The organism is Massilia sp. WG5 (assembly GCF_001412595.2).
Lineage (GTDB): Bacteria > Pseudomonadota > Gammaproteobacteria > Burkholderiales > Burkholderiaceae_D > Telluria.
In genome coordinates this window covers 4,010,606-4,032,870 of sequence record NZ_CP012640.2, presented here as the reverse complement: position 1 = coordinate 4,032,870, position 22,265 = coordinate 4,010,606, and the positions used below count along the sequence as shown (strand labels likewise).

The following is a 22,265-nucleotide window of genomic DNA, read 5'->3' as shown; positions in this document are numbered from 1 at the left end:
AAATCAAATAGCCGTGGCTTGTGGTCCCCTGCCGGTGCGGCGCGCGCGCAACACGAAGCGGGCCGGGTCGAGCGCGTCGACCAGCGCGGACTCCAGCGGCAGCGGTTCGCCCTCGAGCTGGGCGGCCAGCAGCTCGGCGGCCCAGCCGGCCCAGATCAGCCCGCGCGAGGCATAGCCCAGCAGCGCGTACAGGCCGGGATGGCGCGGCACGTCGCGCAGGCGTTCGGTACTGCCGGCGGCGGCGAAGTCCGGCAGGCGGCCGACCAGCGGCAGGCGGTCCGGCGCGATGCAGCGGAAGCCCACGCGTCCCTGCAACGGCGCGCCCTGCGCAAGCTTCGGATCGGACAGCAGGCCGCGCAGGCGCTGCAGGTTTTCCTCGTGGCTGGCGGGCGACAGCTCGGGATTGTCGTCGAGGTCGTAGGTGGCGCCGGCGCTGGCGACGCCGTGCGAGGGCGGGGTCAGGTAGGCTTCGCGGCACAGTACCACCGGCAGGGCCGGCAGCATCTCCGCCGGCAGGTGGCTGACCTGGCCGCGCATGGCGGTCAGCGGCAGCGGCGCGGCGTGCGGGACCTGCATCGCACCGGCGCCGTTGGCCAGGATCAGGACAGGGGCGCGGCCCAGCACCTCGCCGTGCTGGCCGCTGACTTCCCAGTGGCCGTCCTGCCAGGCGATATGGACGTCGCCGACGCCGAAGCGCTGCTGCAGGCGCCCGCCGCAGGCCGCCAGCATGGCTTCGCACACGCTGCCGGGACGGGCCCAGCCGCCCTGGCGGAACAACCAGCCGCCGTCCGGCGCGGGCAGGCCCAGCAACGCCTCGGCCTGCGGCTGCTCGAGCCACTCGGCAAAGTCGGCGGGCAGCGCGCCGCTGGCGGCGATCGCGCGCTGCACCTCGGCGTGGCCGGGGTCGCGCGCGAGCTGCAGCACGCCGCAGGCCTCGCCTTCGATCGCGCGGCCCGGGCCGATGCCGCCCAGGCGTTCCCAGTGGCGCAGCGCGTACAGGTAGGCCGCGCGGGTCAGGCGGGTCGGGATGTTGTCGTCCCTGGAGACCAGCGGCATGAAGATGCCGGCGCGGTTGCCGGACGCCTCCATGGCGGGGCACTCGTGGCGCTCGACCAGGGTCACGTCCCAGCCGCGCGCGCACAGGCGCTCGCAGGCGGCCGAACCGGCGATGCCGGCGCCGAGCACGATGGCGCGCCGCTCCGGCAAGGGCGGCAAGGGCTTTTGCGGCTTGCGGCTGGCGAAGCGCGCATTCTGCTTCCCGCCTTCCGCGACCGGCTCGAACACGAAACCCTGGGCTTCCAGCGCCGCCACCTGCTCCGCCGTCAGGCCCTCGCCCAGCAGCCTGGCCTTGGGCGCGGCCACGCGCGCCAGCACGCGCGCAAAGCCGGCGCCGGCATGTTCCAGGCCGTGCAGGCGGAACAGGTCGACGCGCGCCGACAACTGGCCCAGCGCATCCTCGATGGGCGCCTTGATCAGATCCAGGGTCACGCCGGGCTCGGCCTGCGGCATCCGATGGAAACCCGGCATCAGGTGCTCGCAGCGCGCAATCATGTGCAGGTGCGGCGAGCGGTGCGGGTCGGTGCGCCAGACATCGGCCAGCACCCTGCAGGCAGCGCCGTCGCCATAGCCGGCGTCGAAGACGGTATAGCGCGCCTGGCTGCGCCATGCGTCACGATAGTCCATGGTCAGTCCTGGCGGCAGATGCAGCCGCGGTCGTGGTCGTTCACCATGCCGATCCCCTGCATGTAGGCATACACGATGGTCGAGCCGACGAACTTGAAGCCGCGCTTGCCGAGGTCTTTCGAGATGCGGTCCGACAGCTCGGTGCGCGCCGGGCGGGCGCCGTCCGGCCAGTCGTTGACGATCGGCTTGCGGTCGACGAAGGACCACAGGTAGCGGTCGAGGCTCGAGCCCTGCTCGCGCAGGGCCAGGTAAGCCCTGGCATTGTTGATGGCGGCCGCGACCTTCAGGCGGTTGCGCACGATGCCGGGGTTGGCCAGCAGCTCGGCCACCTTGGCGTCGTCATAGCGCGCGATCTTTTCCGCATCCCAGCCGTCGAAGGCGATGCGGTAGTTGTCGCGCTTGTTCAGGATCGTTTCCCACGACAGCCCGGCCTGCGCTCCCTCGAGGTTCAGCATCTCGAACAGCGTGGTCTCGTCATGGCAGGGCACGCCCCACTCATGGTCGTGATAGGCGATGTAGCGCGGGTTGGCCATATTGGCCCAGGTGCAGCGGGTGGGGTTCATGATGACAGTATAAACCTCGCCGTCCTCCAGATGAATGGCATGCCGGCGTCGTCCGGGGTGTAGCAAAATGTCTACATTGAAACAAAGATTTCCTGGGAAGATATATTTTTGCCAACTGCGGCGATATAATATGTAGGATCTTTCCTACTTCCTCAAGCCCAGACCTTCAACATGCGTCGATCCCTGCAACAGCGCGTTGCCGTCACTGCCGTGGTCGCCGCGAGCGCCTGCGCGGCTTTCCTGCTGCACGCCGAAGCGCCGCACAAGGATAAGCCATCCACGGCGCCGGTCGCGCCGGTACCGGCAGTGCCGGAAGTGCTGCGCGTTGCCGACCAGGCAGCTCCGGCGGCGCCGCGGCGCGTGTACCCGTATTCGATCGTGCCCGGCGGCGTGAGCAGCCGCGCCGAACTGGCGCGCGCCGTCATGGCCGACAAGGTGGTGGCCGCGCATTACGCCGGTTTCGCGGTGGAGAAGGCGAGCCTGCGCACCGTCGACAGGGCGCGCGCCGTCTACGTCTCGTACCGCAAGGGCGAGCAGGTGTACTGGACCGCGCACAAGGTGAGGCTGGCCGAAGGCGAGACCGTGCTGTCCGATGGCCAGAACGATATTCGCGGGCGCTGCGGCAACCGCATCTCCGACACCCCCCAGCTGCCGGTCGAGGCCAAGGGCCCCGGCGAGCAGGAACTCGATACTCCGAGCGAGCAGGGCGAGGACGGCGCGCTGCGCCAGGTGTCGGCTGACCTGGACGAGCAGGACGGCGGCGAACCTTTCGTGCTGCGCTCCTTCCCGAACGGCGCCGGCCTGCTGGCCGCCGCCCAGGCGCATGCCGGCGCAAGCCAGGCCGGCCCGGGCGCGCTCGACACGGCGCGGGCAAACCTCGGCATCCTGCCCTCCTCCACCTCGCGCGCGCGGACCCTGCTCGCCAGCCTGGACAAGCCGGCATCGGACGGCGCGACGCATGGCGCCACGGACGGTGGCGCGCCAGGGACGGCCGGCGAACCGGCAAGCGGCAGCGGCGGCGTGACGATCGGGGATACCGGCAGCGGCGGCGGCGGCACGCCGGCGGACGGCCCGGGCGGCGCGACCGGCACTACCACCGGCGGCGGCGACAAACCCGGCGGCACGCCCGACGGCGGCGACCCCGGCACGCCGCCTGCGCCGGGCATGCCTCCCGATCCCCTCCCCGTCCTCACGCCCCCGGCCAAGCCCCACGAGCTGCCCGAGCCAGGCAGCCTGTGGCTGACCGGCCTGGCCACCGCCGCCCTGCTGCTGCAGCGCAGGCTGCGGGCGCGCTGCAAGCGCTGACTTTTAAAAGCGGCCGCCATGGGGGCTCTGTCAGCCGCGTCAGGCGCAGCCGCTGACGAGGAGGAGCGGCAGTCCTACCCAGGCAACCCCCACCAGCGCCAGCACGGCCAGCCATGCACCCGCCCGCTGCGCCAGCCCGGCCTGGCGGTCGAGCAGGAGGCCGCGCCGACGCCAGGCCAGCAGCGCGCAGACCGCCAGCGCCGCCGCCGTCACCACGCCCAGCAGCAGGCGGTCGGGTCCGCCGGGACGCAGGCCGGCCGGCGAGCACTGCGCCGCCGCCAGCCCGAAGCTGAAGGCGAAGTGGACGATCCAGACCATCAGCGGCAGCGTCACGAGGCACGCGCGCCGCCAGAAGCCTTCCTTGTGCGGGCGGGTTTCCATCCTCACTCCATCAGCAGCGGCATCAGGCGCACCACGGCCACCGCCGCGATGCCCTGCAGGGTCGTGTAGTGCCAGACCAGGGCGATGTTGTCGAGCGTGGCGCGGCTGCGCGGGCCCAGGTGGCCGCGCCAGGCGCGCAGCGCCAGGTAGGGGGCGAGCACGGCCAGCAAGGCGATGTGCAGGCCCTGGTAGCTGGCCAGGGCCGCGATCGCCGCCGCCCAGGCACTGGCCGACGGCTCCAGGCTGCTGCGCCAGCCCAGCAGGTCGAGCACCAGCGAGCCCAGCGCGCAGCCGAGCGCCGCCAGCACCAGCCAGGGCAGGCGCCGCTCATTACGCTGCTTGCCGAGACTGCGCCGCGCCAGCCACACCAGCAGGGAGCCCAGCGCCAGCAGGCCGCAGGACCACAGCGCCGGCGCCAGCGGCGGCAGCGCCGCACCGGGCGGCGGGCACACCTGCAGGCGCATCGACACGTGGACGTAGGCGAAGGCAAAGGAGGCGAAAATGCTGGCGTCGACCACCAGCATGATGACGGTCGCCCACCAGGAATGCGATGCACGGCCCTGCGCCCCGACCCGCAGGCGCAGCCCGGCGCCGGCCTCCACCTCCTCCTGCCCGGCTTCACGGTCCGATTCCCACATCCAGCCCAGCACGCCCCCGACCGCCACCAGGCCGAAGAGCCAGGCCAGCGCATACAGCTTCACGGTCAGCAGCAGGAAGAAGGCCGAGGTGCCGAAGGCGGCCACCATCGGCAGCCAGCTGTCGCCGGGCAGCACCAGCAGGTAGCGCGGTTCCGCCGCGACCGGACTGGTGGCGATGGTTTCGCGCCGTCCCAAGGCGCTGTGCGGCAGGTAATGCCGGCCTTCTTCGACTTCGCGCGCCAGTTCCGGCCTGTCCCACAGCGGATCGGGCGAGTCCACGCGCGCGATGCTGCGGTTGCCGTAGTCTTCGGACGGCAGCCATTCAAGCGTCGATGCGTTCCACGGATTGCCGACCTCCCGCTCCGGCCGGCGCAGGGCGCGGAAGGCGTCGACGGCGAACAGCACGACCCCCAGCGCGAACAGGAAGGCGCCGACCGTCGACACCATGTTCAGGCCATCCCATCCCATCTCCGGCCCATAGGTGTAGACACGGCGCGGCATGCCCAGCAGGCCGGTGATGTGCATCGGGAAGAACGCCAGGTTGAAGCCGATGAACATCAGCCAGAACACCCAGCGCGAAAGCGGCTCCGACAGGCGGTTCCCGTTCACCAGCGGCAGCCAGTAGTACATTGCGGCGAACACCGGGAACACCATCCCGCCGATCAGCACGTAGTGGAAGTGGGCGACGACGAAATAGGTGTCGTGCACCTGCCAGTCGAAGGGGATCACCGCGACCATCACCCCGGTCAGGCCGCCCAGCACGAAGATGAACATGAAGCCCATCAGGAACAGGGCCGGCGCGCCGCGCTGGACCTTGCCCTTCCACAGGGTGGCGATCCAGGCGAACACCTGGATCGCGGTCGGCACCGCCACCGCCATGCTGGCGGCCGAGACGAAGCTCATCTCCAGCACGCCCAGGCCGGCGGTGAACATGTGGTGCGCCCACAGGCCGAAGCTGAACACGCCCACGCCCAGCAGGGCCGCGATGATGGCGCGCCGTCCGACCAGCTTTGTTGCAGCGATGGTCGGGATCATGGTCGAGACCATGCCTGCGGCGGGCAGGAAGATGATGTAGACCTCGGGGTGGCCGAAGAACCAGAACAGGTGCTGCCACAACAGCGGGTCGCCGCCGCGCTCGGCGATGAAGAAGGGCCAGTCGAAGGCGCGCTCCAGTTCGAGCAGCGCGGTGCCGGCGATCACGGCCGGGAAGGCGAATACGATCATCAGGCCGACCACCAGCATCGCCCAGGCGTACACCGGCATGCGGCCCAGCGTCATGCCGGGCGCGCGGGTGAACAGGATGCCGACGATCAGTTCGATCGCGCCGGCGATCGCCGAGATCTCGATGAAGCCGATCCCGAGCAGCCAGAAGTCGGCGTTCAGTCCCGGCGAGTACTTCAGGCCGGTGAGCGGCGGGTACATGAACCAGCCGCCGTCCGGGGCCAGGCCGACGAACAGGGTGCAGAAGAAGGCCAGGCCGCCGAAGGCATAGGCCCAGTAGGCATAGGCGGACAGGCGCGGGAACGGCAGGTCGCGCGCCCCCAGCATGTTCGGCAGCAGGTAGACGGCGATCGCCTCGACCACCGGAATCGCGAACAGGAACATCATCACCGTGCCGTGCATGGTGAACACCTGGTTGTAGGTCTCCGCGCTCAGCAGCGTGTTGCCGGGCACCGCCAGTTGCAGGCGCATCAGCAGGGCCAGCACCCCGGCCAGCAGGAAGAACAGCAGGGCCGTGCCGATGTACAGCAGGCCGATGTTGGTGTTGTTCACCGACGAGAAGAAGCGCCAGCCGCTGCGGGTGCGCCAGACTTCTTCCAGTTGTTCCAGTTCGCCGCCCGGCCGCATCATTTCAGCCCCTCCAGATAAGCCGCCAGCGCGCGCAGCGATTCGCCGTCGATGCCGGAGGCGGCGGGCATGAACACGCCGGGTTTCAGGGCCTGCGGGTCGGCGATCCAGCCGGCCAGCGCGCCGCGATGGTTGCGCAGCAGGCCGGCGCCGATCTGCAGGCGGCTGCCGACGTGGGTCAGGTCCGGCCCCAGCTGCGCGCTCTCGGCCACGCCGCGGATCGTGTGGCAGTTCTGGCAGCGCTGTTCGAAGAAGGCGGCGCGCCCGCGCGCCGGCAGCCCCGCTGCGGGCGCCTGCGCGGGCCTGGCCTGCTGCGCCAGCCAGGCCTCGAATTCGGCCGGCGCCAGCGCCACCACGTGCAATGCCATGTGCGCGTGCTGGATGCCGCAGTACTCGGCGCACTGGCCGCGGTAGACGCCCGGTTTGTCGGCGCGCAGGGTCAGGCCGGTGACGCGGCCCGGGATCATGTCGCGCTTGCCCGCCAGCGACGGCACCCACAGGCTGTGGATCACGTCGGCCGCATTCAGGCCCAGGTAGACCGTGCGCCCGGCCGGGATGCGGATCTCGTTGGCGGCGGCGATCTCGCGTCCGCTCGCCGGGTCGCGGTAGCGGACTTCCCACCACCACATCCTGGCGGTCACGGATATCGCCAGTGCGTTACCGGAAAGCTGGGCGGAGCCTTGCGGCGCCAGCCCGGCGCTGCGCCAGGTGCTCCAGCCCAGCAGGGCGGTCAGCAGCAGCACCGGCAGGGCCACGCCGGCGCCGGCGATCCACAGGCCGGGACGCACCGGCTGCGCATGGCGGCGCAGGCTGAGCGCCAGCAGGGCCATCATGGCGACAAAGATCAGGGCGCCGGCGCCGAACAGCACCCAGGCGAACTGGCCGATGAGGTGCGCATCGGCGCCGGCCGGGTGCAGCACCGACTGCAGCGGCGCGCTCTCCGGCGCCGTCATTTACGCGTGTACAGGAAGGCCGCCATATGGCGCGCTTCCTGCTCGGTCAGGCCCATGGCCGGCATCGCGGTGCCGGGCTTCAGGGCGGGCGGATCGAGCAGCCAGGCGGTGAGCCGGTCCGGCTGGTTGGGGATGCGTCCCGCGATATAGCTCAGCTTTGCGAAATGTTCCAGGTCCGGCCCGGCCTCGCCGCCCGCCCCCGGGATATCCGGAATCCTGTGGCAGGCGCCGCACTGGTACTGGGTCACCAGGCGCTTGCCGGTCGATGCATCGCCGCCCGCCACCTTGCGCTCGTCCTCCTTGCCGCCGCAGGCGGCCATCAAGGCCGCGCACAGGATCGCGCAGGCGGGCAGGCGGAAGGATCGGAATGGCATCGGCATCGGCATCGCTGGTTCAAGGCTCGCACAGTTGAATTCACTCATCGGGCCGCTTGAGCGGATGACTTTTATAATACCGGAATCGATATAATTTTTTTAACACGATACGATTCGCGAACCCGTGCCCTCCTCCCGCACCCGCCTGGTCCTCAAGACCGCCGTATTCACGCTGCTCGCCGCGGCCGGCGTGGGCGCGGCCGCCGGCTTTGCGCTGTTCCGCTCCGGCCTGTACAACGTCGCCGCCACCACCCCGCACCTCCAGGCCGTCTACAGCCTGCTCGAACGGGCCATGCGCTACTCGGTGGAGCACCATGCGAGCACGGTCGCCGCGCCGCGCCTGGGCGAGTCGGCCCAGGTGCTGCGCGGCGCGGGCCTCTACAGCGAGCATTGCGCCCAGTGCCACGGCGGCCCGGGCACGGCGCCGGCGGCGCACGGCATGAGCATGCAGCCGGCACCCGGCCCGCTGGTCGACGCCAGCGCGCGCTGGAAGCCGCGCGAGCTGTACTGGATCACGCGCCACGGCATCAAGATGAGCGGAATGCCGGCCTGGGAAGTGCGCCTGAACGAGGCCGACACCTGGGCGGTGGTGGCCTTCCTCACGCAGTTGCCGGGGCTCGATGCCGGCGCCTACCGCGAAATGACCAGGACCCGGCCCGGTCCCGGGGCGCAGGACCTGCCGCTGCCGGCTTCGCCTCGCACCGTCTCGGCCCACGGCGAACTGCTGCGCGGCGACGCGGGCCGCGGCAAGCGGGTGCTGGCCCAGTATGCCTGCCAGTCCTGCCACCGCATCCCCGGCATCACCGGGTCCGATGTGAACGTCGGCCGCACGCTGGACGACCTGGCGAAGCGCCGCATCATCGCCGGCCTGCTGCCCAACGGCCAGGACAACCTGGTGCGCTGGATTCGCAACCCGCAGGCCGTCGACCCGGATACGGCGATGCCGAACATGGGCGTGACCGAGCGCGATGCACTGGACATCAGCGCCTACCTGCTGAGCAGATAGCCGCTTCCAGGCGCGCCACCCCGGTGCGGATCTGCGCCGGCGTAAATGCCGAAAAGCCGAGCAGCATCCCGGGCGGCACCGCGCAATCGGGGCCGGCGTCCGGGTTCGTGTAATAGGACAGCGGCCGCACGTCGACCCCGCCGGCGACGGCGCGCGCGACCGCTTCAGGCTCGCCCAGGCCATTTGTGACGCCCACGCACAAATCCAGCCCGGCGTCGGACGGGCCGCAGGCCAGTACGCCGCCCAGGCGGCCCTGCAGCGCTTCCAGCAGCGCGAGCCGCCGTTCGCCATACGCGTCGCGGGTGCGCCGGATGTGGCGCGCGAAGTGGCCTTCCTGGATGAAGTCGGCCAGCACCGCCTGCGGCACGATCGGGCTGTGGCGGTCGACCACCGCCTTGGCGCGCGCCAGCGGCTCGACCAGGCCCGGGGGCGCCACGATATAGCCCAGGCGCAGCCCCGGGAACAGCACCTTCGACAGGGTGCCGACGTAGATCACGCAGCCCGCGCGATCGAGGCTTTGCAGCGAGGCCAGCGGCGGGCCGGTGTAGCGGTATTCGCTGTCGTAGTCGTCCTCCACGATCCAGGCGCGTTTCGCCTGGGCCCAGCGCAGCAGTTCCAGGCGCCGCCCCAGGCTCATGGTCACGCCCAGCGGCAGCTGGTGCGAGGGTGTCGCGAACGCCAGGCGCGCGTCCGGATAGCGGTCCGCGGCATACGCCACATCCATGCCTTCGGCGTCGACCGGCACCGGGCAGATCCGCGCCCCGGCCACCGCGAACGGCGCCAGCGCGCCCTGGTAGCCGGGCGACTCCAGCCACACGCCCTCGCCCGGCGCCAGCAGCAGCTGGGCCAGCAGGTACAGGGCCTGCTGGGAACCGGTGGTGACGACGATCTGCTCCGGCGCGCAGCGCACCCCGCGCGACGCTTTCAGATAGGCGCACAGCAGTTCGCGCAGCGGCGGATGGCCGGCTGCCGCGCCATAGCCCAGCGGGATTTCACGGCGGCGCCAGTGGCGCGCCTCGAGCTTGCGCCAGACCTCGAAGGGGAACAGGTCCAGGCCCGGCATGCTGATGCGGAAAGTGCGCAGCGGGCCCTCGTGGTGGCGCACGCGCGCCATCGCCGCCGCCATCGCTTCGCCGCGCGCCGATAAGGGACGCAGCAGCGGCGGCGCGCCGTCTTCAGGCGGCGCACGGCTGGCCGACGCCGGCAGCGAGGCGCTCACGAAGGTCCCCTTCCCGACCGCGCCCTCCAGGTAGCCCTCGGCCATCAGCTGCTCGTAGGCGGCCAGCACGGTCTGGCGCGAGACCGTCAACAGCCGGCCCAGCTCGCGCGTGGCCGGCAGCCGCGCGGACGGGGCGATGTCGCCGGCCAGGATGGCTTCCTTCATGCGCTGGTAGAGCTGGCGGAACAGCGGTGCGGCGCCATCCCGTTCGAGCGGGATGGCGGCGAGGATGTCGTGGACGTGCATGAGCCTCCCGGATTGGTACGCCCATCTTCGGCCTTATTGGTTATTCCAGCAAGCCATTATTGCCCCTAAGATGGGCCCATGAAAACCTTCGAAGCCACGCTGGCCTGGGACCGCGGCGCCCAGCCCTTCGGCGACCAGCGCTACAGCCGCGCGCATACCTGGCAATTCGACGGCGGCCTGTCGGTGCCGGCCTCGTCCTCGCCGCTGTCGGTGCCGCTGCCGATGTCCGATCCGGCCGCGGTCGATCCGGAAGAGGCGCTGGTGGCGGCCGCGAGCAGCTGCCACATGCTGTTCTTCCTGTCGCTGGCGGCGGCGCGCGGGCTGGTGGTCGACAGCTACCGCGACCGCGCCACCGGCATCCTCGACGGCGACGAGCGCGGACGCCAGGCGATCGTGCGCATCGTGCTGCGTCCGCGCATCGCCTTCGCCGGCGCGCCGCCGGAGGCCGCCGTACTGGCCGGCCTGCACCGGGAGGCCCATGCGCGCTGCTACATCGCCAGCTCGCTGCGCGGCGAAGTCGTGGTCGAGGAGGAAGCCTGATGTACGTTCCGCAGCACTTTGCCGAGGACCGCCTCGAGGTCCTGCACGGCCTGATCGAAGCCCATCCGCTGGGCGCCCTGGTGCGCCTGGAGGAAGACGGACTGGCCGCCGACCATCTCCCCTTCGAGCTCGCGCCGCCCTCCGGCGAGGCGCCGTACGGCCTGCTGCGCGCCCACGTGGCGCGATCCAATCCGCTGTGGCGCCAGGACGGCGCGGCGGTGCTGGTGCTGTTCCAGGGACCGTCCGGCTATGTCTCGCCGGCGCTCTACGATGCCAGGGCCGTCGACGGGCGGGTGGTCCCGACCTGGAACTACGCGGTCGTGCACGCGCACGGGCGCCTGCGCAGCGTCGACGACGCCGCCTGGCTGCTGGCCCACATGGGCCGGATGACGCGCCGCCAGGAAGGCCGGGACCACGGCCACGGCTGGGAGGTCGAGGATGCGCCGCGCGACTATATCGACAAACTGGTGCGGGCCACGGTGGGCATCGAGATCGTGATCGAACGCCTGCAGGGCAAGTGGAAAGCCAGCCAGAACCGCGGCGAAGCCGAGCGCGCGCGCATCGCGCATGCGACCGGCATGGCAGCCTTCCAGGCGCCGGGCTGGCCATAAAAATTGCAATTTTTTTCTGGACATGGATTCCGATTGCGGCGCACAATAAATGTGATTTTTTATTACGCAGACGCAATTTCCAATTAGCAGGATTCCTTTCTGCCGCAAAGGCAAGTGGAGGAAGTCATGTCCATACAGACGCGCAATCGCATCCATGTCAACGGCAAGGGTGCGGCCACCATGGTCTTCATTCATGGCTTCGGCTGTGACCAGACCATGTGGCGTTTCCTTGCGCCGGCCTACGCCGATCGCTTTCGCATCGTCACCTATGACCTGACGGGCTGCGGCCAGTCCGACCTCGCGGCCTACGACCGCAGCAAATACGCCAGCCTGCACGGCCATGCCGCCGACCTGCTCGAGATCCTCGACGCCATCGGGGCCGGGCCGGCGGTGCTGGTCGGACATTCGGTCGGCGCCACCATCGGCATGCTGGCCACGATCGCGGCGCCGCAGCGCTTTGCCGCCCAGGTCATGGTCGGCCCTTCGCCCTGCTACCTCAACGACGGCGGCTATGTGGGCGGCTTCAACCGCGAGGACATCGACGAGCTGCTCGACACCATGGACGCGAACTACCTCGGCTGGTCGCGCAGCGTGGCGCCGATGATCATGGGCGCGCCGAACCAGCCGCTGCTGCGCGACGAACTCACCGAGCGCTTCTGCCGGAACGATCCCGGCATCGCCCGCCACTTCGCGCGCGTGACCTTCATGTCGGACCACCGCGCCGACGTTCCGCACTCGACGGCGCCGGCCCTGATCCTGCAATGCAGCGACGACCTGATCGCGCCGCAGGAAGTCGGCGTCTGGCTGCACCGCCACCTCCCGACCAGCACGCTGCGCGTGATCCGCAACGTCGGCCACTGCCCGCACATGAGCGCGCCGGCCGAGAGTTCGCGCGCGATCGACGCCTTCCTCACGCAAGCCCTGCGCTGACCGATATGGACACCATCCTGCCCTGCACCGACGCCCTGTTCGAACAGGCCGCCTGCGGCCTGCTGCTGACCGATGCCGACGGTCTGATCCTGCGCGCGAACGCCACCGTGCGCGCCTGGCTCGGCTATGAAGAAGCCGAACTGGCGGGCAAGCTGCGCATGCCCGAGCTGCTGCCGATGGGCGCGCGCCTGTTCCACCACACTCACTGCCTGCCGCTGCTGCAGGACAAGGGCGCGGTGGCGGAGATCCAGCTCGACCTGCGCGACCGGCGCGAGCGGCGCCTGCCGGTGCTGGTGAACATCGTGCGCACCCGCCAGGCCGACCAGGTGATCGACCAGTGGGCCCTGTTCCAGTCCGCCGACCGCCATGCCTATGAATGCGAACTGCTGGCGGCGCGCCGGACGGCCGAGGCGGCATTGGCCGCGCACCAGCGCGCCGAAGCCCGGCTGCAGTTCCTGAATGACCAGCTGTCGGCGGCCGACCGCCGCAAGGACGAGTTCCTGGCGACCCTGTCGCACGAGCTGCGCAACCCGCTGGCGCCGATGCGCAACGCGCTCGACATCCTGCAGCTCGGCGGTCGCCACGCCGCCGACGAACGCCTGCTGCAGGCCTTCGACCGCCAGCTGCGCCACCTCACCCGCCTGGTCGACGACCTGATGGAAGTCTCGCGCATCACCCAGGGCCGGATGCAGCTGCGCCGCGGGCCGGTCGAGCTGGGAGCGCTCGCGCAGGGCGTGGTCCAGGACCTGGGCACGGCCATGCGCGCCGCGCGCCACACGCTGCGCCTGGACCTCGGCGCGGCGCCGCTGCTGGTCGACGGCGACGCCACCCGGCTGTCGCAGGTCGCTCTCAACCTGCTGACCAACGCCATCAAGTACACGCCGGACGGCGGCACCATCGAGCTGCGCCTGAAAGCCGTCGACGGCTTCGCCGAACTACGCGTGCGCGATTCCGGGATCGGCATCCCGGCCGCCGCGCTGGAGAGCGTCTTCAATATGTTCTCGCAGCTGGAGCCGGCGCTGGACCGGGCCAAGGGCGGCCTCGGGATCGGCCTGGCGCTGGTGCGCGGCATCGTCGAACTGCACGGCGGCAGCATCCATGCCGCCAGCGCGGGACCGGGCCGCGGCAGCGAATTCACCGTGCGCCTGCCGCTGCTGGCGGAGACGCCGCACCCCGGCGACGCGCATCCTGCGGGAACGGCGTGCAGGAGTTATTAGATCAAAAACACGTCGTCCCCGCGGCCCAAAAAACGTCGTCCCCGCGAAGGCGGGGACCCAAGTTTGCAAACGTTTCGATAACGCCTGCAGAACTTGGGCCCCCGCCCGCGCGGGGGCGACGGTAAAACTTGCGGGAGCTACGCTTACCCGCTAAGGCTTCTGCTTACTTGCCCGCAGTCGTACCCGACTTCTCGGCCGGCATCTGCTGCGCCGACTTCAGGTGCTGGGCCACCACCGGCTCGGTCTTGTCGACCAGGGCCTTCACTTCCGGATCCTTGGCTTTCTTCTGGGCGGTCATCAGCTTGGCGTGGACGGTCTTGTGATCCTGCACGCCGGCCTGCTTCATGTAGGCCTTGTCGAAGTCGGCGCCGCTCATCTTCTCGAGCTTGGCGGCCATGGCCTTGTGCTTGGCGTCCGGCTCGGTCGGCAGGGTCACGCCGCGGGCCTGGGCCAGGGCCTGCACATCCTTCAGGTTGGCGCTGTGGTCGTCGATCATCTGCTGGCCGAAGGCCTTCACCTCGGCGCTCTGGCCCTTGCTCTGGGCCAGCTTGCCGCCCTCGACTTCGGCCATGTCGGCCATCGCGATGTCCTTCAGGATCTTCTGGTCACCGCTGCTCAGCTTGGCGCCGGTGGCCGACGACGAACCGGCCGCCGCGCTCTGGCCGGCCGCGCTGCCGCCAGTGGCGGCCATGCCCGACGAGCTGGAGCCGGTCGAACCGTGCATGCCCTTCTTGTTCATCATCTGGTTGCCGCGGTTTTCCATGCCGGTGCTGTTGGTGTTGTCCATCGTCCCTTCCTTGGTCGTCTTGCCGGCCTGGTTGGGATTGGTGCTGCTGGTGCCGGTCTGGGACGGGCTCGAGCCGACCGAGGTCTGGGCCTGGACGCCAAAGGCGCTGAACATCGCAGCCACTGCCGACACGGCCAGCAGCCCTTTCAAAGTTTTATTCTTTTGCATCTCACTCTCCTGATCGCTTGTGTGAAAGTTCGCGGTAAAAGTCCGTATTCAAATGACAACGGCAGGAGCAGAGTGTATCGCCGTGCTTTACCGTACAGCGCGCGTTAGCCATCAGGAAATTTTATGTTCAGCGGAAGCGCAGCGTCGCCGTCAGGTCGCCCGGCGGACGCGCGCCGCGCGCCTCGAAAGCGGCGTTGCGCGACGCCAGGCCTTCGAGCAGCGGCAGGCCGTGCAGGCGGGTGATGAAGCGCAGGATCGAGGTCGTGTCGTAGAAGTTGTGATCGACCGCGCCCTTCTTCGCGAACGGCGACACCACGATCGCCGGAATGCGCGAGCCCGGGCCCCAGCGGTCGCCCTTGGGCGGCGCCACGTGGTCCCACCAGCCGCCGTTTTCGTCGAAGGTGATGACGACCACCATGTTGCGCCACTGCGGCGACTTTTTCAGGTGCTCGATCACGTTGGCGACGTGGGCGTCGCCCGCCTCGATGTCCGAGTAGCCGGCGTGCAGGTTCAGGTTGCCCTGCGGCTTGTAGAAGCTGACTGCGGGCAGGCGGCCGGCCACCGCGTCGGCGATGAACCTGTTCGAGATCGGGCTGTCGCCCAGGCCGCCGTCGCGGATGTGTTCCTGGCGCGCCCTGGTGCCCGGCGCGAATTGCTTGAAGTAATTGAAGGGCTGGTGATGGTGCTGGAAGTTCGGGCGCGAACCTTCGCCGCGGCCATCCAGCGCCGCCTGCCAGGCGCCGCCGTACCAGGCCCAGTCCACCTTCCGTTCCGACAGCAGGTCGCCGATGGTGGCATAGCTCTGCGGCGGCAGCACGCCGGGGTCTTGCGGGTCGGCCATGGCAGGGTCGCCGCCCGGTGCCGGACGTACCCAGCTCGGCTGGTAAGGCGGGGCCATGGTATTGACTGCGTAGCCGTCCGGCGTGATGGGGCCGTTGTTGACGAACTTCGGCTTGCCCTCCAGCGCCGACTTCGGCGAGTCCGGCGCCACCGCCAGGCGCACGCCCTGCGGGCCGTCTTCCAGCACCGCGATCTTCTTCTTCGCCGGCGTGTCGGCGACGTTGAAGAATTCCGGCGTGCGGGCGCTGACCAGGAACTGGTGGTTCAGGTAGGAGCCGCCGAAGGCCGCCATGAAGAAGTTGTCGCACAGGGTGAACTCGCGCGCGATCTGGTACAGGCCCAGGTTCTTCGAGGTCTCGCCGTAGTGCCCCATCACCAGGCCGCCGCTGTCGCCCCAGGCGACGAAGCCGTCGTTCCTGCCGCCGTTGATCTGCATCTGGTTGTGGTAGAAGTTGTGCACCAGGTCGCGCGTGACCAGCCCTTCCGGCAGCGGCTTGCCCTGCCCGTCGCTCAGCTTGAAGGGCGCGTTCGGCAGGTGCTGGATGTCGTCTTCCTTGATCAGGTAATCCTTGCCGCCCAGGTTCTGGCGCGCCGGCACCATGCCGCCCCAGACCTTCGGCAGTTCCGGCAACACCGTGCCGTCGCGGTCCTTCTGCGCCGCAGCGGATGCCGGCAGCTCGGACAGCGGCTGGGCCAGGCCCGGGAAATCGGCGAACAGGTTGTTGAAGCTGCGGTTCTCGAGGTAGATCACGACCACGTTCTTGACGTGCTCCCTGAGCTTGGCGTCGAGCGAACCCATGGCCGCCTTCCCGGCCCTGGGATGCCTGCTGGCGGGCGCCGCTTCGCTGGCGGCCGGCAGCGCGCCCGACAGGCCGACCGCGGCGGCGGCCTGGAAGATCTTGCGGCGCGAAGGGTTGGCGGGCTGGCCGGCTTCCGGCTGCTCGTGGTCGTGGTCGTGATCTTTATCGTGCACAGCGTACTCCTGAAACTGTCTTAGCAGAAACAATGATTATCTGTGTTTTTTGGTTTGGGAAACAAGCTAAAAAACCGTGCTGAGGACTAACGCAAGCTGTCCGCGTTGTGCCAATATCGGTATTGCGGACGAGGCTTTCAGACAGAGGCTTTGTATGAATGACGCGAACCCCGATACCCATGACAAGCTCAACCGGCTGCTCGAGGCCGCGCAATCCGGCAGTGGCGGCAGGATCGGCTGGCGGCGAGCCGGCGCCGTCGCGCTGGCGCTGGTAGCGGGCGCCGCCCTGCTCCTGTTCCTGTTCGCGCGATCGCCCGGCGGCGCCTCGGTGCGCTACCTCACCGAGCCGGTCGTCGAGGGCGACCTGGTCGTCAGCGCCACGGCCACCGGCACCCTGCAGCCGACCAAGTCGGTCGACGTCGGCAGCGAACTGTCGGGCACGGTCGCCAGGGTGCTGGTCGACGAGAACGATGTCGTCAAGCACGGCCAGCTGATGGCGGAGCTCGACACGGAGCGGCTGAAGGATGCCGTGATCCGCTCCCAGTCGGCGGTGCAGGCCGCCGTGGGGCTGGTGGCCCAGGCGCGCGCCACCGTCGCCGAGACCGAAGCCTCGATGGCGCGCCTGCGGCGCCTGTCGACGATGTCGGGCGGCCAGGAGCCGGCCCGCCACGACCTCGAGACGGCCGAGGCGGCCCTGCTGCGCGCCCAGGCCAACGAAGCGACCGCGCGCGCCCAGGAAGCGCAGTCGCGCGCCGCCCTCAAGACCGACCTGACCAACCTCGCCAAGGCCCGCATCCTGTCGCCGGTGGATGGCGTGGTGCTGACCCGGAAGGTGGAGCCCGGCAATACGGTGGTCGCCGCGATGAACGCGCCGGTGCTGTTCGTGGTTGCCGAAGACCTGACGCGCATGCAGCTGCAGGTCAAGGTCGACGAGGCCGACGTCGCCAGCGTCCGGCCGGGCCAGCATGCCGACTTCACGGTGTCCGCCTGGCCCGGCCGGAGCTTCCCCGCCACCATCGAACGCGTCGGGCTGGGTTCCACCATCACCGACAACGTGGTGACCTACAAGACCATCCTGGAGGTCGACAATCGCGACCTGGCGCTGCGCCCGGGCATGACGGCCACCGCCTCGATCGTCACGGCGCGGCGCGACCATGCGCTGCTGGTGCCGAATGCCGCACTGCGCTTCAGCCCGCCGGCCGGCAAGGCCGCCGCCCCCTCCGGTTTCGTGTCCCGGCTGCTGCCGCGCGTGCCGCAGGCGCCGCGCCGGACCGCGCCGGCGGCGAGCGCGGGGCGGCAGGTCTGGATAGCGGGCGCCGACGGCCCGCAGCCGGTGCCGGTGCGGACCGGCGTCAGCAACGGGCGCCAGACCGAGATCCTGGGCGGCGGACTGAAACCCGGCATGGCCGTCATCACCGATGTCCAGGAGGCCGCCGATGGCCGCTGACGCGCCTTTGATCGAGCTGCGCGGCATCAGCAAGACCTATGGACAAGGCAATGCCGCGCTGCAGGCGCTGCGCGGCATCGACCTGCGCATCGCGGCCGGCGAGTTCGTCGCCGTGATGGGGCCGAGCGGTTCGGGCAAGTCGACTGCGATGAACCTGCTCGGCTGCCTGGATACGCCGAGCAGCGGCATGTACCTGTTCCGCGGCATCCACGTCGAGCGCCTGAACCGCGACCAGCGCGCCCTGCTGCGCCGCGAATGCATCGGCTTCGTCTTCCAGGGCTTTAACCTGCTGGCGCGTACCTCGGCCCAGGAAAATGTCGAGCTTCCCCTGCTGTACCGGGGGCTGCCAGCCCAGGCCAGGCATCGCGCGGCGAGCGCCGCGCTGGCGCGCGTCGGCCTGAGCGGCTGGGAGGGACACACGCCGGCCGAACTGTCGGGCGGCCAGCAGCAGCGGGTCGCGATCGCCCGCGCGATCGTCACCAATCCGCTGGTGCTGCTGGCGGACGAGCCCACCGGCAACCTGGACAGCAAGCGCAGCCACGAAATCATGCGCCTGCTGTCCGACCTCAACCGTGAGCAGGGCATCACCGTCGTGATGGTGACGCACGAGCCCGACATGGCGGCCTATGCGCAGCGCATCGTACATTTTGTCGACGGCACGATCGACAGCGATCGGGAGCGCACGGAGGCAGCATGCTGAGCAACGCCCTGCAGCTTGCCCTGCGCGAAATCCGCCGCAACCTGCTGCGTTCCTTCCTGACGGTGCTGGGCATCGTGATCGGGGTCGGGGCGGTCATCACCATGGTCACGCTGGGAAACGGCGCCACCCGCGCGGTGGCCGACCAGATTTCCAGCCTCGGCAGCAATCTGCTGATCGTGCGCCCGGGCCAGCGCCTCGGTCCCGGGCGCGACAGCGCCGGCGCGCCCGCCTTCAAGCAGGCCGATGTCGATGCAGTGCGGGCCCAGCTGGCCGGGATCAAGGCGGTGGCGCCGGCCGTTGGCCAGGGCCTGACCCTGGTGGCCGGCAATAACAACTGGTCGTCCAGCGTCACCGGGACGACCAACGATTATTTCGTCACCGGCAACTGGAAACTGGCCGCGGGCCGCCGCTTCAGCGACGATGAGCTGCTCGCCGGCAAGGCGGTCTGCGTGATCGGCGATACCATCCGGCGCCAGCTGTTCGGCAACCGCAACCCGATTGGCGACACGATGCGGATCAAGACCTTCTCGTGCGAGGTGATCGGCCTGCTTGCGCCCAAGGGCCAGGGCGCGATGGGCATGGACCAGGACGACGTGGTCGTGATGCCGCTGGCCACCGTGCAGCGCCGGCTCACCGGCAGGACCGATATCTCGACGATCCTGGTGTCGCTGAAGAACGCCACCAGCGCCGGCCAGGCCATGCGCCAGATCGCCGGCCTGCTGCGCGAGCGCCGCAAGCTGGCCGACAATGAAGACGACAATTTCAGCGTGATGGACACGCGGCAGATCGCGGAAACGCTGTCGGGCACCATCCGCACCATGACCGGGCTGCTGGGTGCGGTCGCGGCGGTCAGCCTGCTGGTCGGCGGGATCGGCATCATGAACATCATGCTGGTCTCGGTGACCGAGCGTACGCGCGAGATCGGCATCCGGCTGGCGATCGGCGCCCTCGAACGCGAGGTATTGTGGCAGTTCCTGATCGAAGCCGTGGTGCTGTCGGGTTTCGGCGGCCTGATCGGCATCGCGCTGGCCCTGCTCGCCTGTATCGGCCTGGCCAACCTGATGCACATGCCTTTTCTCTTCAGTCCCTCGATCAATCTGACGGCCTTCGTCTTTTCGACCGCGATCGGGATCGTGTTCGGCTACTTTCCGGCGCGCCGCGCCGCCCGCCTCGATCCGATCGAGGCGCTGCGGCACGAATAGCCGCCTAGGGCGCGGAAGCCGGGCGCGCCTCGACGCGCTTGACCAGCAGGCCGATCTCGTCGAGGACCAGCCACGGGTCCTGTTCGTCGAACAGGTGCGCCGCATAACGCATGCGTACATGGCGCATGTCGGCGGCGACTTTCGCGAGCTCGAACTGGGCCGCATCCCAGGTCGTGTTGAAGGCGTCGACGTCTTCGTAGCTCATCTTCGCCTGCCGGATGGCCGTATAGGGAAGCCCGCGGCTGAGCACCGTGACCGGCACGTCCAGCTTGCCCGGCCTGGCCGTCAAGGCCTGCACGGCTTCCGGAAAATCCTCGTGCGAATTCCTGTCCCGTTCCCAGCTGATGACCATGTCCATGATGCGCCAGCCGTCCGGCGTCATCGCCTGCTTCATGGCCTGGTACCAGGATTCGTGCACGCAGTCGACGAACACCACGCCCTTCACCGCTGCCGGATGGGCCTGGGCATAGGCGCGGGCGATCAGGCCGCCGAAGGAGTGGGCCACCAGCACCACGTCGCGCCAGCCGCGCTCCTTCACCAGGCCGTCGAGTTCATCGGCCAGCGCGCGCAGGGGCCGCGCCGTCGTTTGCGGCGTGCTCTTGCCCACCCCGGCGCGGTCGTACAGGCAGACCCGGTAACCCGGCAGCGCAAAGTTGCGGAAGGTGTTCTTGTAGGTGGCGTGCGCGTCCAGCCCCATGCCGGCGATCAGCACGACCGTCTTGCTGCCTTCGCCGCGGCATTCGAAGGCCAGCTTGTTGGCGCCGACCTGCGCGAATTGCTCGCCGGGCGCTTCGGCAGCCATGGCCTGCAGGGAGAACAGCGACAGCAAGGCAGCCGGCAGGCGTTGCATGTGACGATCCTTTCGCATTGATCCACCCGCATGGTCGTTTCACATTGCAACAATGTCAATGCACAATGCATGCGCCATGTGCCTGCGGTGGCGTCAAACGCCTGTCACATTCGGCCCGCACAATACGCCTCGCTCCTAGGGAAAAGAGCACGGCGGCCCAGCCGCCCTACCGGAGCCGGCGGTCGGGAAAGATACCGGCATCAATTTCAGCAGGCGGCCTAGAACGCCGCCCGCGCCCGCAGCTTGCGCCGCACATGCTTGCCCGCGCGCGGCAAGGCATCGAGAGCGCGCACGGCCAGCACGCCTTCGATGAAACCGAGCAGCGCCTGCTCCTGCGGCACGCGCTCGCGCAGCTGGGCGACCAGTCCGCGCGCGACCACGCTGTCGTTCAGCAGGCCGAGTTCGTCCTGCATGCCGGTCAGCAGGTCGTGGCGGCGCGCTTCCTTCTTGCCGTGACTCAGGGCCTCGAAGAACTCGCGCGCATAGCGTTCCTTCTTGGCGGCGATGCGCACCTTGTGCAGGGATTCGGGCTGTTTCAGGTCGAAGCCCCGGGCGCGCTTGCGCACCCGCGCGGCTGCATGCTGCACCAGGCGCGGCGCGGCCTTGAGCACCTTCTGCTCCAGCGCATCCGCCGGCGCATCCTGCGGAATCGAGTCGGCCTGCTTCCAGCCCTGCCCGGCGATCCAGGCGCCCAGGCCCAGCATCAGGCCCGTGTAGCGCGGGCTGCCGACCGCCGCGCGCACGCGGGCGCGATGCCGTTCCGCCTCTTCACGCGCCGCCACCGCGACCCGCGCCAGCGCCGGCTTGTGCTCGTCCGGCACCGGCAGGCCAGGCAGCAGCGATTCGATGAAGACGTCCCAGTTGCGCGCGTCGCCCAGTTCGCCCGCCAGCCATTCGACCTCGTCCGCCAGCGGCGCCGGCAGCTGCACCATGCCCTTCACCATCGCCATCGCCGCGCGCAGGCGGCGCAGCCCGACGCGCATCTGGTGCAGGCTCTCGACCTCGCCGGACAGCACGCCCTGCTCGTTGGCCTGCATCTGCTCCAGGCAGTTGCGCAGGATGCCTGCCAGGGCTTCTCCCATGCTGGCCTTGCGCCTGAGGCTCACCGCGGTCGCCTTCACCGCGCGCGGCGCGACAGCGCCGGCCAGTGCATAGCCGCGTTCGGCCTTGCTGACGTTCTCGATCCGCACCGGGACCGCTGCGTGCACCTGGCGCGCCAGCTCATATAAACGCGCCGGGTCGCCGTCCTTCATTTCCAGTTCCAGCTCGCGCACCGGCACCGTGCGGTCGCCGCGCTGCAGTTCCCCCGTGTCGAGGGCGCATTCGACCTGCGCGCCGCCGTCCAGTTCCAGCATCCAGGCGCTGCGCTTGCTCTTGTTGACGAACACCGGCTCCAGCGGCGCCGCATGGCGCTCGAACTGTTTCGCCAGCGCCGGCAGGACCTCGCGCAGCTGGCGTGCGAACAGCGCGCGGTCCGGTTCGTCCGAGGCAATATCCGCTTCCAGCTCGACGCGCCGGTGCAGGCCGGCGACCACGGTGCCGCCGCCCTTCAGCGTCTGCACGTGGCGCATGCCCTCGCTGCGCACGCGCAGCGCATAGCCGTGCTGCCACAGGGTGAAGTCGGCGGTGTCGAAATAACGATCGACGTGTTCGTGCTCTTCCGGTTTGGCGCCGCCGGGCGGGCGCAGGAGCGGTATTTTCTTGACCTGGCTTGCGCTGGCGCCGTCGAGGCCCAGCTTGATTTCGCATTCCATTTTTTCCTCCTTCACACCGCATTACTGTAG

At 69.5% G+C, this 22,265-nt stretch carries 20 protein-coding genes; 9 read left to right on the top strand and 11 right to left on the bottom strand.

Annotated features, from left to right (window positions below; genetic code table 11):
• Nucleotides 1-3 precede the first annotated feature (3 nt).
• Both mnmC and AM586_RS18020 read right to left on the bottom strand, forming a co-directional pair.
• A complete protein-coding gene (gene mnmC / locus AM586_RS18025; RefSeq protein ID WP_047824242.1) occupies nt 4-1,683 on the bottom strand; it encodes an FAD-dependent 5-carboxymethylaminomethyl-2-thiouridine(34) oxidoreductase MnmC in 1,680 nt (559 codons plus the stop codon).
• A gap of 2 nt (nt 1,684-1,685) precedes the next feature.
• Complete coding sequence (locus AM586_RS18020; RefSeq protein ID WP_047824240.1) at nt 1,686-2,246, bottom strand: DNA-3-methyladenine glycosylase I; 561 nt, start codon at nt 2,244-2,246, stop codon at nt 1,686-1,688.
• A gap of 171 nt (nt 2,247-2,417) precedes the next feature.
• Here AM586_RS18020 and AM586_RS18015 point away from each other — a divergent pair, with 171 nt between their 5' ends.
• Nucleotides 2,418-3,551 (top strand): hypothetical protein, encoded by a 1,134-nt coding sequence (locus AM586_RS18015; RefSeq protein WP_162600557.1) that lies wholly within the window; start codon nt 2,418-2,420, stop codon nt 3,549-3,551.
• Between the two features lie 39 nt (nt 3,552-3,590).
• Here the strand turns inward: AM586_RS18015 and AM586_RS18010 are convergent, their stop codons facing one another.
• From AM586_RS18010 to AM586_RS17995, 4 genes are read right to left on the bottom strand one after another with little or no spacing between them, the layout of a single operon-like run.
• On the bottom strand, nt 3,591-3,932 hold the full coding sequence (locus tag AM586_RS18010) for a hypothetical protein (RefSeq protein WP_047824236.1): 342 nt from the start codon (nt 3,930-3,932) through the stop codon (nt 3,591-3,593).
• A 2-nt stretch (nt 3,933-3,934) separates the two neighbouring features.
• On the bottom strand, nt 3,935-6,421 hold the full coding sequence (gene ctaD / locus AM586_RS18005; RefSeq protein ID WP_047824235.1) for a cytochrome c oxidase subunit I: 2,487 nt from the start codon (nt 6,419-6,421) through the stop codon (nt 3,935-3,937).
• The gene (locus tag AM586_RS18000; protein WP_047824233.1) at nt 6,418-7,371 is read right to left on the bottom strand and encodes a c-type cytochrome; all 954 of its coding nucleotides are present in this window, start codon (nt 7,369-7,371) and stop codon (nt 6,418-6,420) included. The genes ctaD and AM586_RS18000 overlap by 4 nt, the downstream gene beginning before the upstream one ends.
• Nucleotides 7,368-7,745 (bottom strand): cytochrome c family protein, encoded by a 378-nt coding sequence (locus AM586_RS17995; RefSeq protein ID WP_047824713.1) that lies wholly within the window; start codon nt 7,743-7,745, stop codon nt 7,368-7,370. Before AM586_RS17995 ends, AM586_RS18000 begins: the two co-directional genes overlap by 4 nt.
• Before the next feature lie 124 nt (nt 7,746-7,869).
• Between AM586_RS17995 and AM586_RS17990 the strand changes: the two genes are divergently transcribed.
• Nucleotides 7,870-8,751: a c-type cytochrome gene (locus AM586_RS17990; RefSeq protein WP_082439391.1), complete on the top strand. Its 882-nt coding sequence runs from the start codon at nt 7,870-7,872 to the stop codon at nt 8,749-8,751.
• Here AM586_RS17990 and AM586_RS17985 read toward each other — a convergent pair.
• Entirely contained in the window at nt 8,726-10,216 is a 1,491-nt protein-coding gene (locus AM586_RS17985; protein ID WP_047824231.1) for a PLP-dependent aminotransferase family protein, read from the bottom strand. The genes AM586_RS17990 and AM586_RS17985 overlap by 26 nt on opposite strands.
• A gap of 78 nt (nt 10,217-10,294) precedes the next feature.
• On the opposite strand from AM586_RS17985, the gene AM586_RS17980 reads away from it, so the two are divergent.
• From AM586_RS17980 to AM586_RS17965, 4 genes are all read left to right on the top strand, one after another.
• Entirely contained in the window at nt 10,295-10,756 is a 462-nt protein-coding gene (locus AM586_RS17980) for an OsmC family protein (RefSeq protein WP_047824229.1), read from the top strand.
• Nucleotides 10,756-11,367: an FMN-binding negative transcriptional regulator gene (locus AM586_RS17975; protein WP_047824228.1), complete on the top strand. Its 612-nt coding sequence runs from the start codon at nt 10,756-10,758 to the stop codon at nt 11,365-11,367. The genes AM586_RS17980 and AM586_RS17975 overlap by 1 nt, the downstream gene beginning before the upstream one ends.
• Nucleotides 11,368-11,493: 126 nt before the next feature.
• Nucleotides 11,494-12,297 (top strand): alpha/beta fold hydrolase, encoded by an 804-nt coding sequence (locus AM586_RS17970; RefSeq protein ID WP_047824226.1) that lies wholly within the window; start codon nt 11,494-11,496, stop codon nt 12,295-12,297.
• Nucleotides 12,298-12,302: 5 nt separating this feature from the next.
• A complete protein-coding gene (locus tag AM586_RS17965) occupies nt 12,303-13,514 on the top strand; it encodes a PAS domain-containing sensor histidine kinase (protein ID WP_082439390.1) in 1,212 nt (403 codons plus the stop codon).
• Nucleotides 13,515-13,677: 163 nt separating this feature from the next.
• On the opposite strand, the gene AM586_RS17960 is transcribed toward AM586_RS17965, so the two are convergent.
• Nucleotides 13,678-14,469 (bottom strand): DUF4142 domain-containing protein, encoded by a 792-nt coding sequence (locus AM586_RS17960; protein ID WP_109370484.1) that lies wholly within the window; start codon nt 14,467-14,469, stop codon nt 13,678-13,680.
• Between the two features lie 127 nt (nt 14,470-14,596).
• Nucleotides 14,597-16,282 carry an acid phosphatase gene (locus AM586_RS17955; protein ID WP_047826861.1) on the bottom strand — a complete coding sequence of 562 codons (1,686 nt, stop codon included), beginning with the start codon at nt 16,280-16,282 and terminating at the stop codon, nt 14,597-14,599.
• A gap of 154 nt (nt 16,283-16,436) precedes the next feature.
• On the opposite strand from AM586_RS17955, the gene AM586_RS17950 reads away from it, so the two are divergent.
• From AM586_RS17950 to AM586_RS17940, 3 genes are read left to right on the top strand one after another with little or no spacing between them, the layout of a single operon-like run.
• Nucleotides 16,437-17,729 (top strand): efflux RND transporter periplasmic adaptor subunit, encoded by a 1,293-nt coding sequence (locus AM586_RS17950; RefSeq protein WP_047826862.1) that lies wholly within the window; start codon nt 16,437-16,439, stop codon nt 17,727-17,729.
• Nucleotides 17,719-18,429 carry an ABC transporter ATP-binding protein gene (locus AM586_RS17945; RefSeq protein WP_047826863.1) on the top strand — a complete coding sequence of 237 codons (711 nt, stop codon included), beginning with the start codon at nt 17,719-17,721 and terminating at the stop codon, nt 18,427-18,429. Before AM586_RS17950 ends, AM586_RS17945 begins: the two co-directional genes overlap by 11 nt.
• Entirely contained in the window at nt 18,423-19,631 is a 1,209-nt protein-coding gene (locus AM586_RS17940) for an ABC transporter permease (protein ID WP_047826864.1), read from the top strand. The genes AM586_RS17945 and AM586_RS17940 overlap by 7 nt, the downstream gene beginning before the upstream one ends.
• A 4-nt stretch (nt 19,632-19,635) precedes the next feature.
• Here the strand turns inward: AM586_RS17940 and AM586_RS17935 are convergent, their stop codons facing one another.
• Nucleotides 19,636-20,481: an alpha/beta fold hydrolase gene (locus AM586_RS17935; protein WP_047826865.1), complete on the bottom strand. Its 846-nt coding sequence runs from the start codon at nt 20,479-20,481 to the stop codon at nt 19,636-19,638.
• Nucleotides 20,482-20,699: 218 nt separating this feature from the next.
• Nucleotides 20,700-22,235 carry a CYTH and CHAD domain-containing protein gene (locus AM586_RS17930; RefSeq protein ID WP_047826866.1) on the bottom strand — a complete coding sequence of 512 codons (1,536 nt, stop codon included), beginning with the start codon at nt 22,233-22,235 and terminating at the stop codon, nt 20,700-20,702.
• Nucleotides 22,236-22,265: the final 30 nt, after the last annotated feature.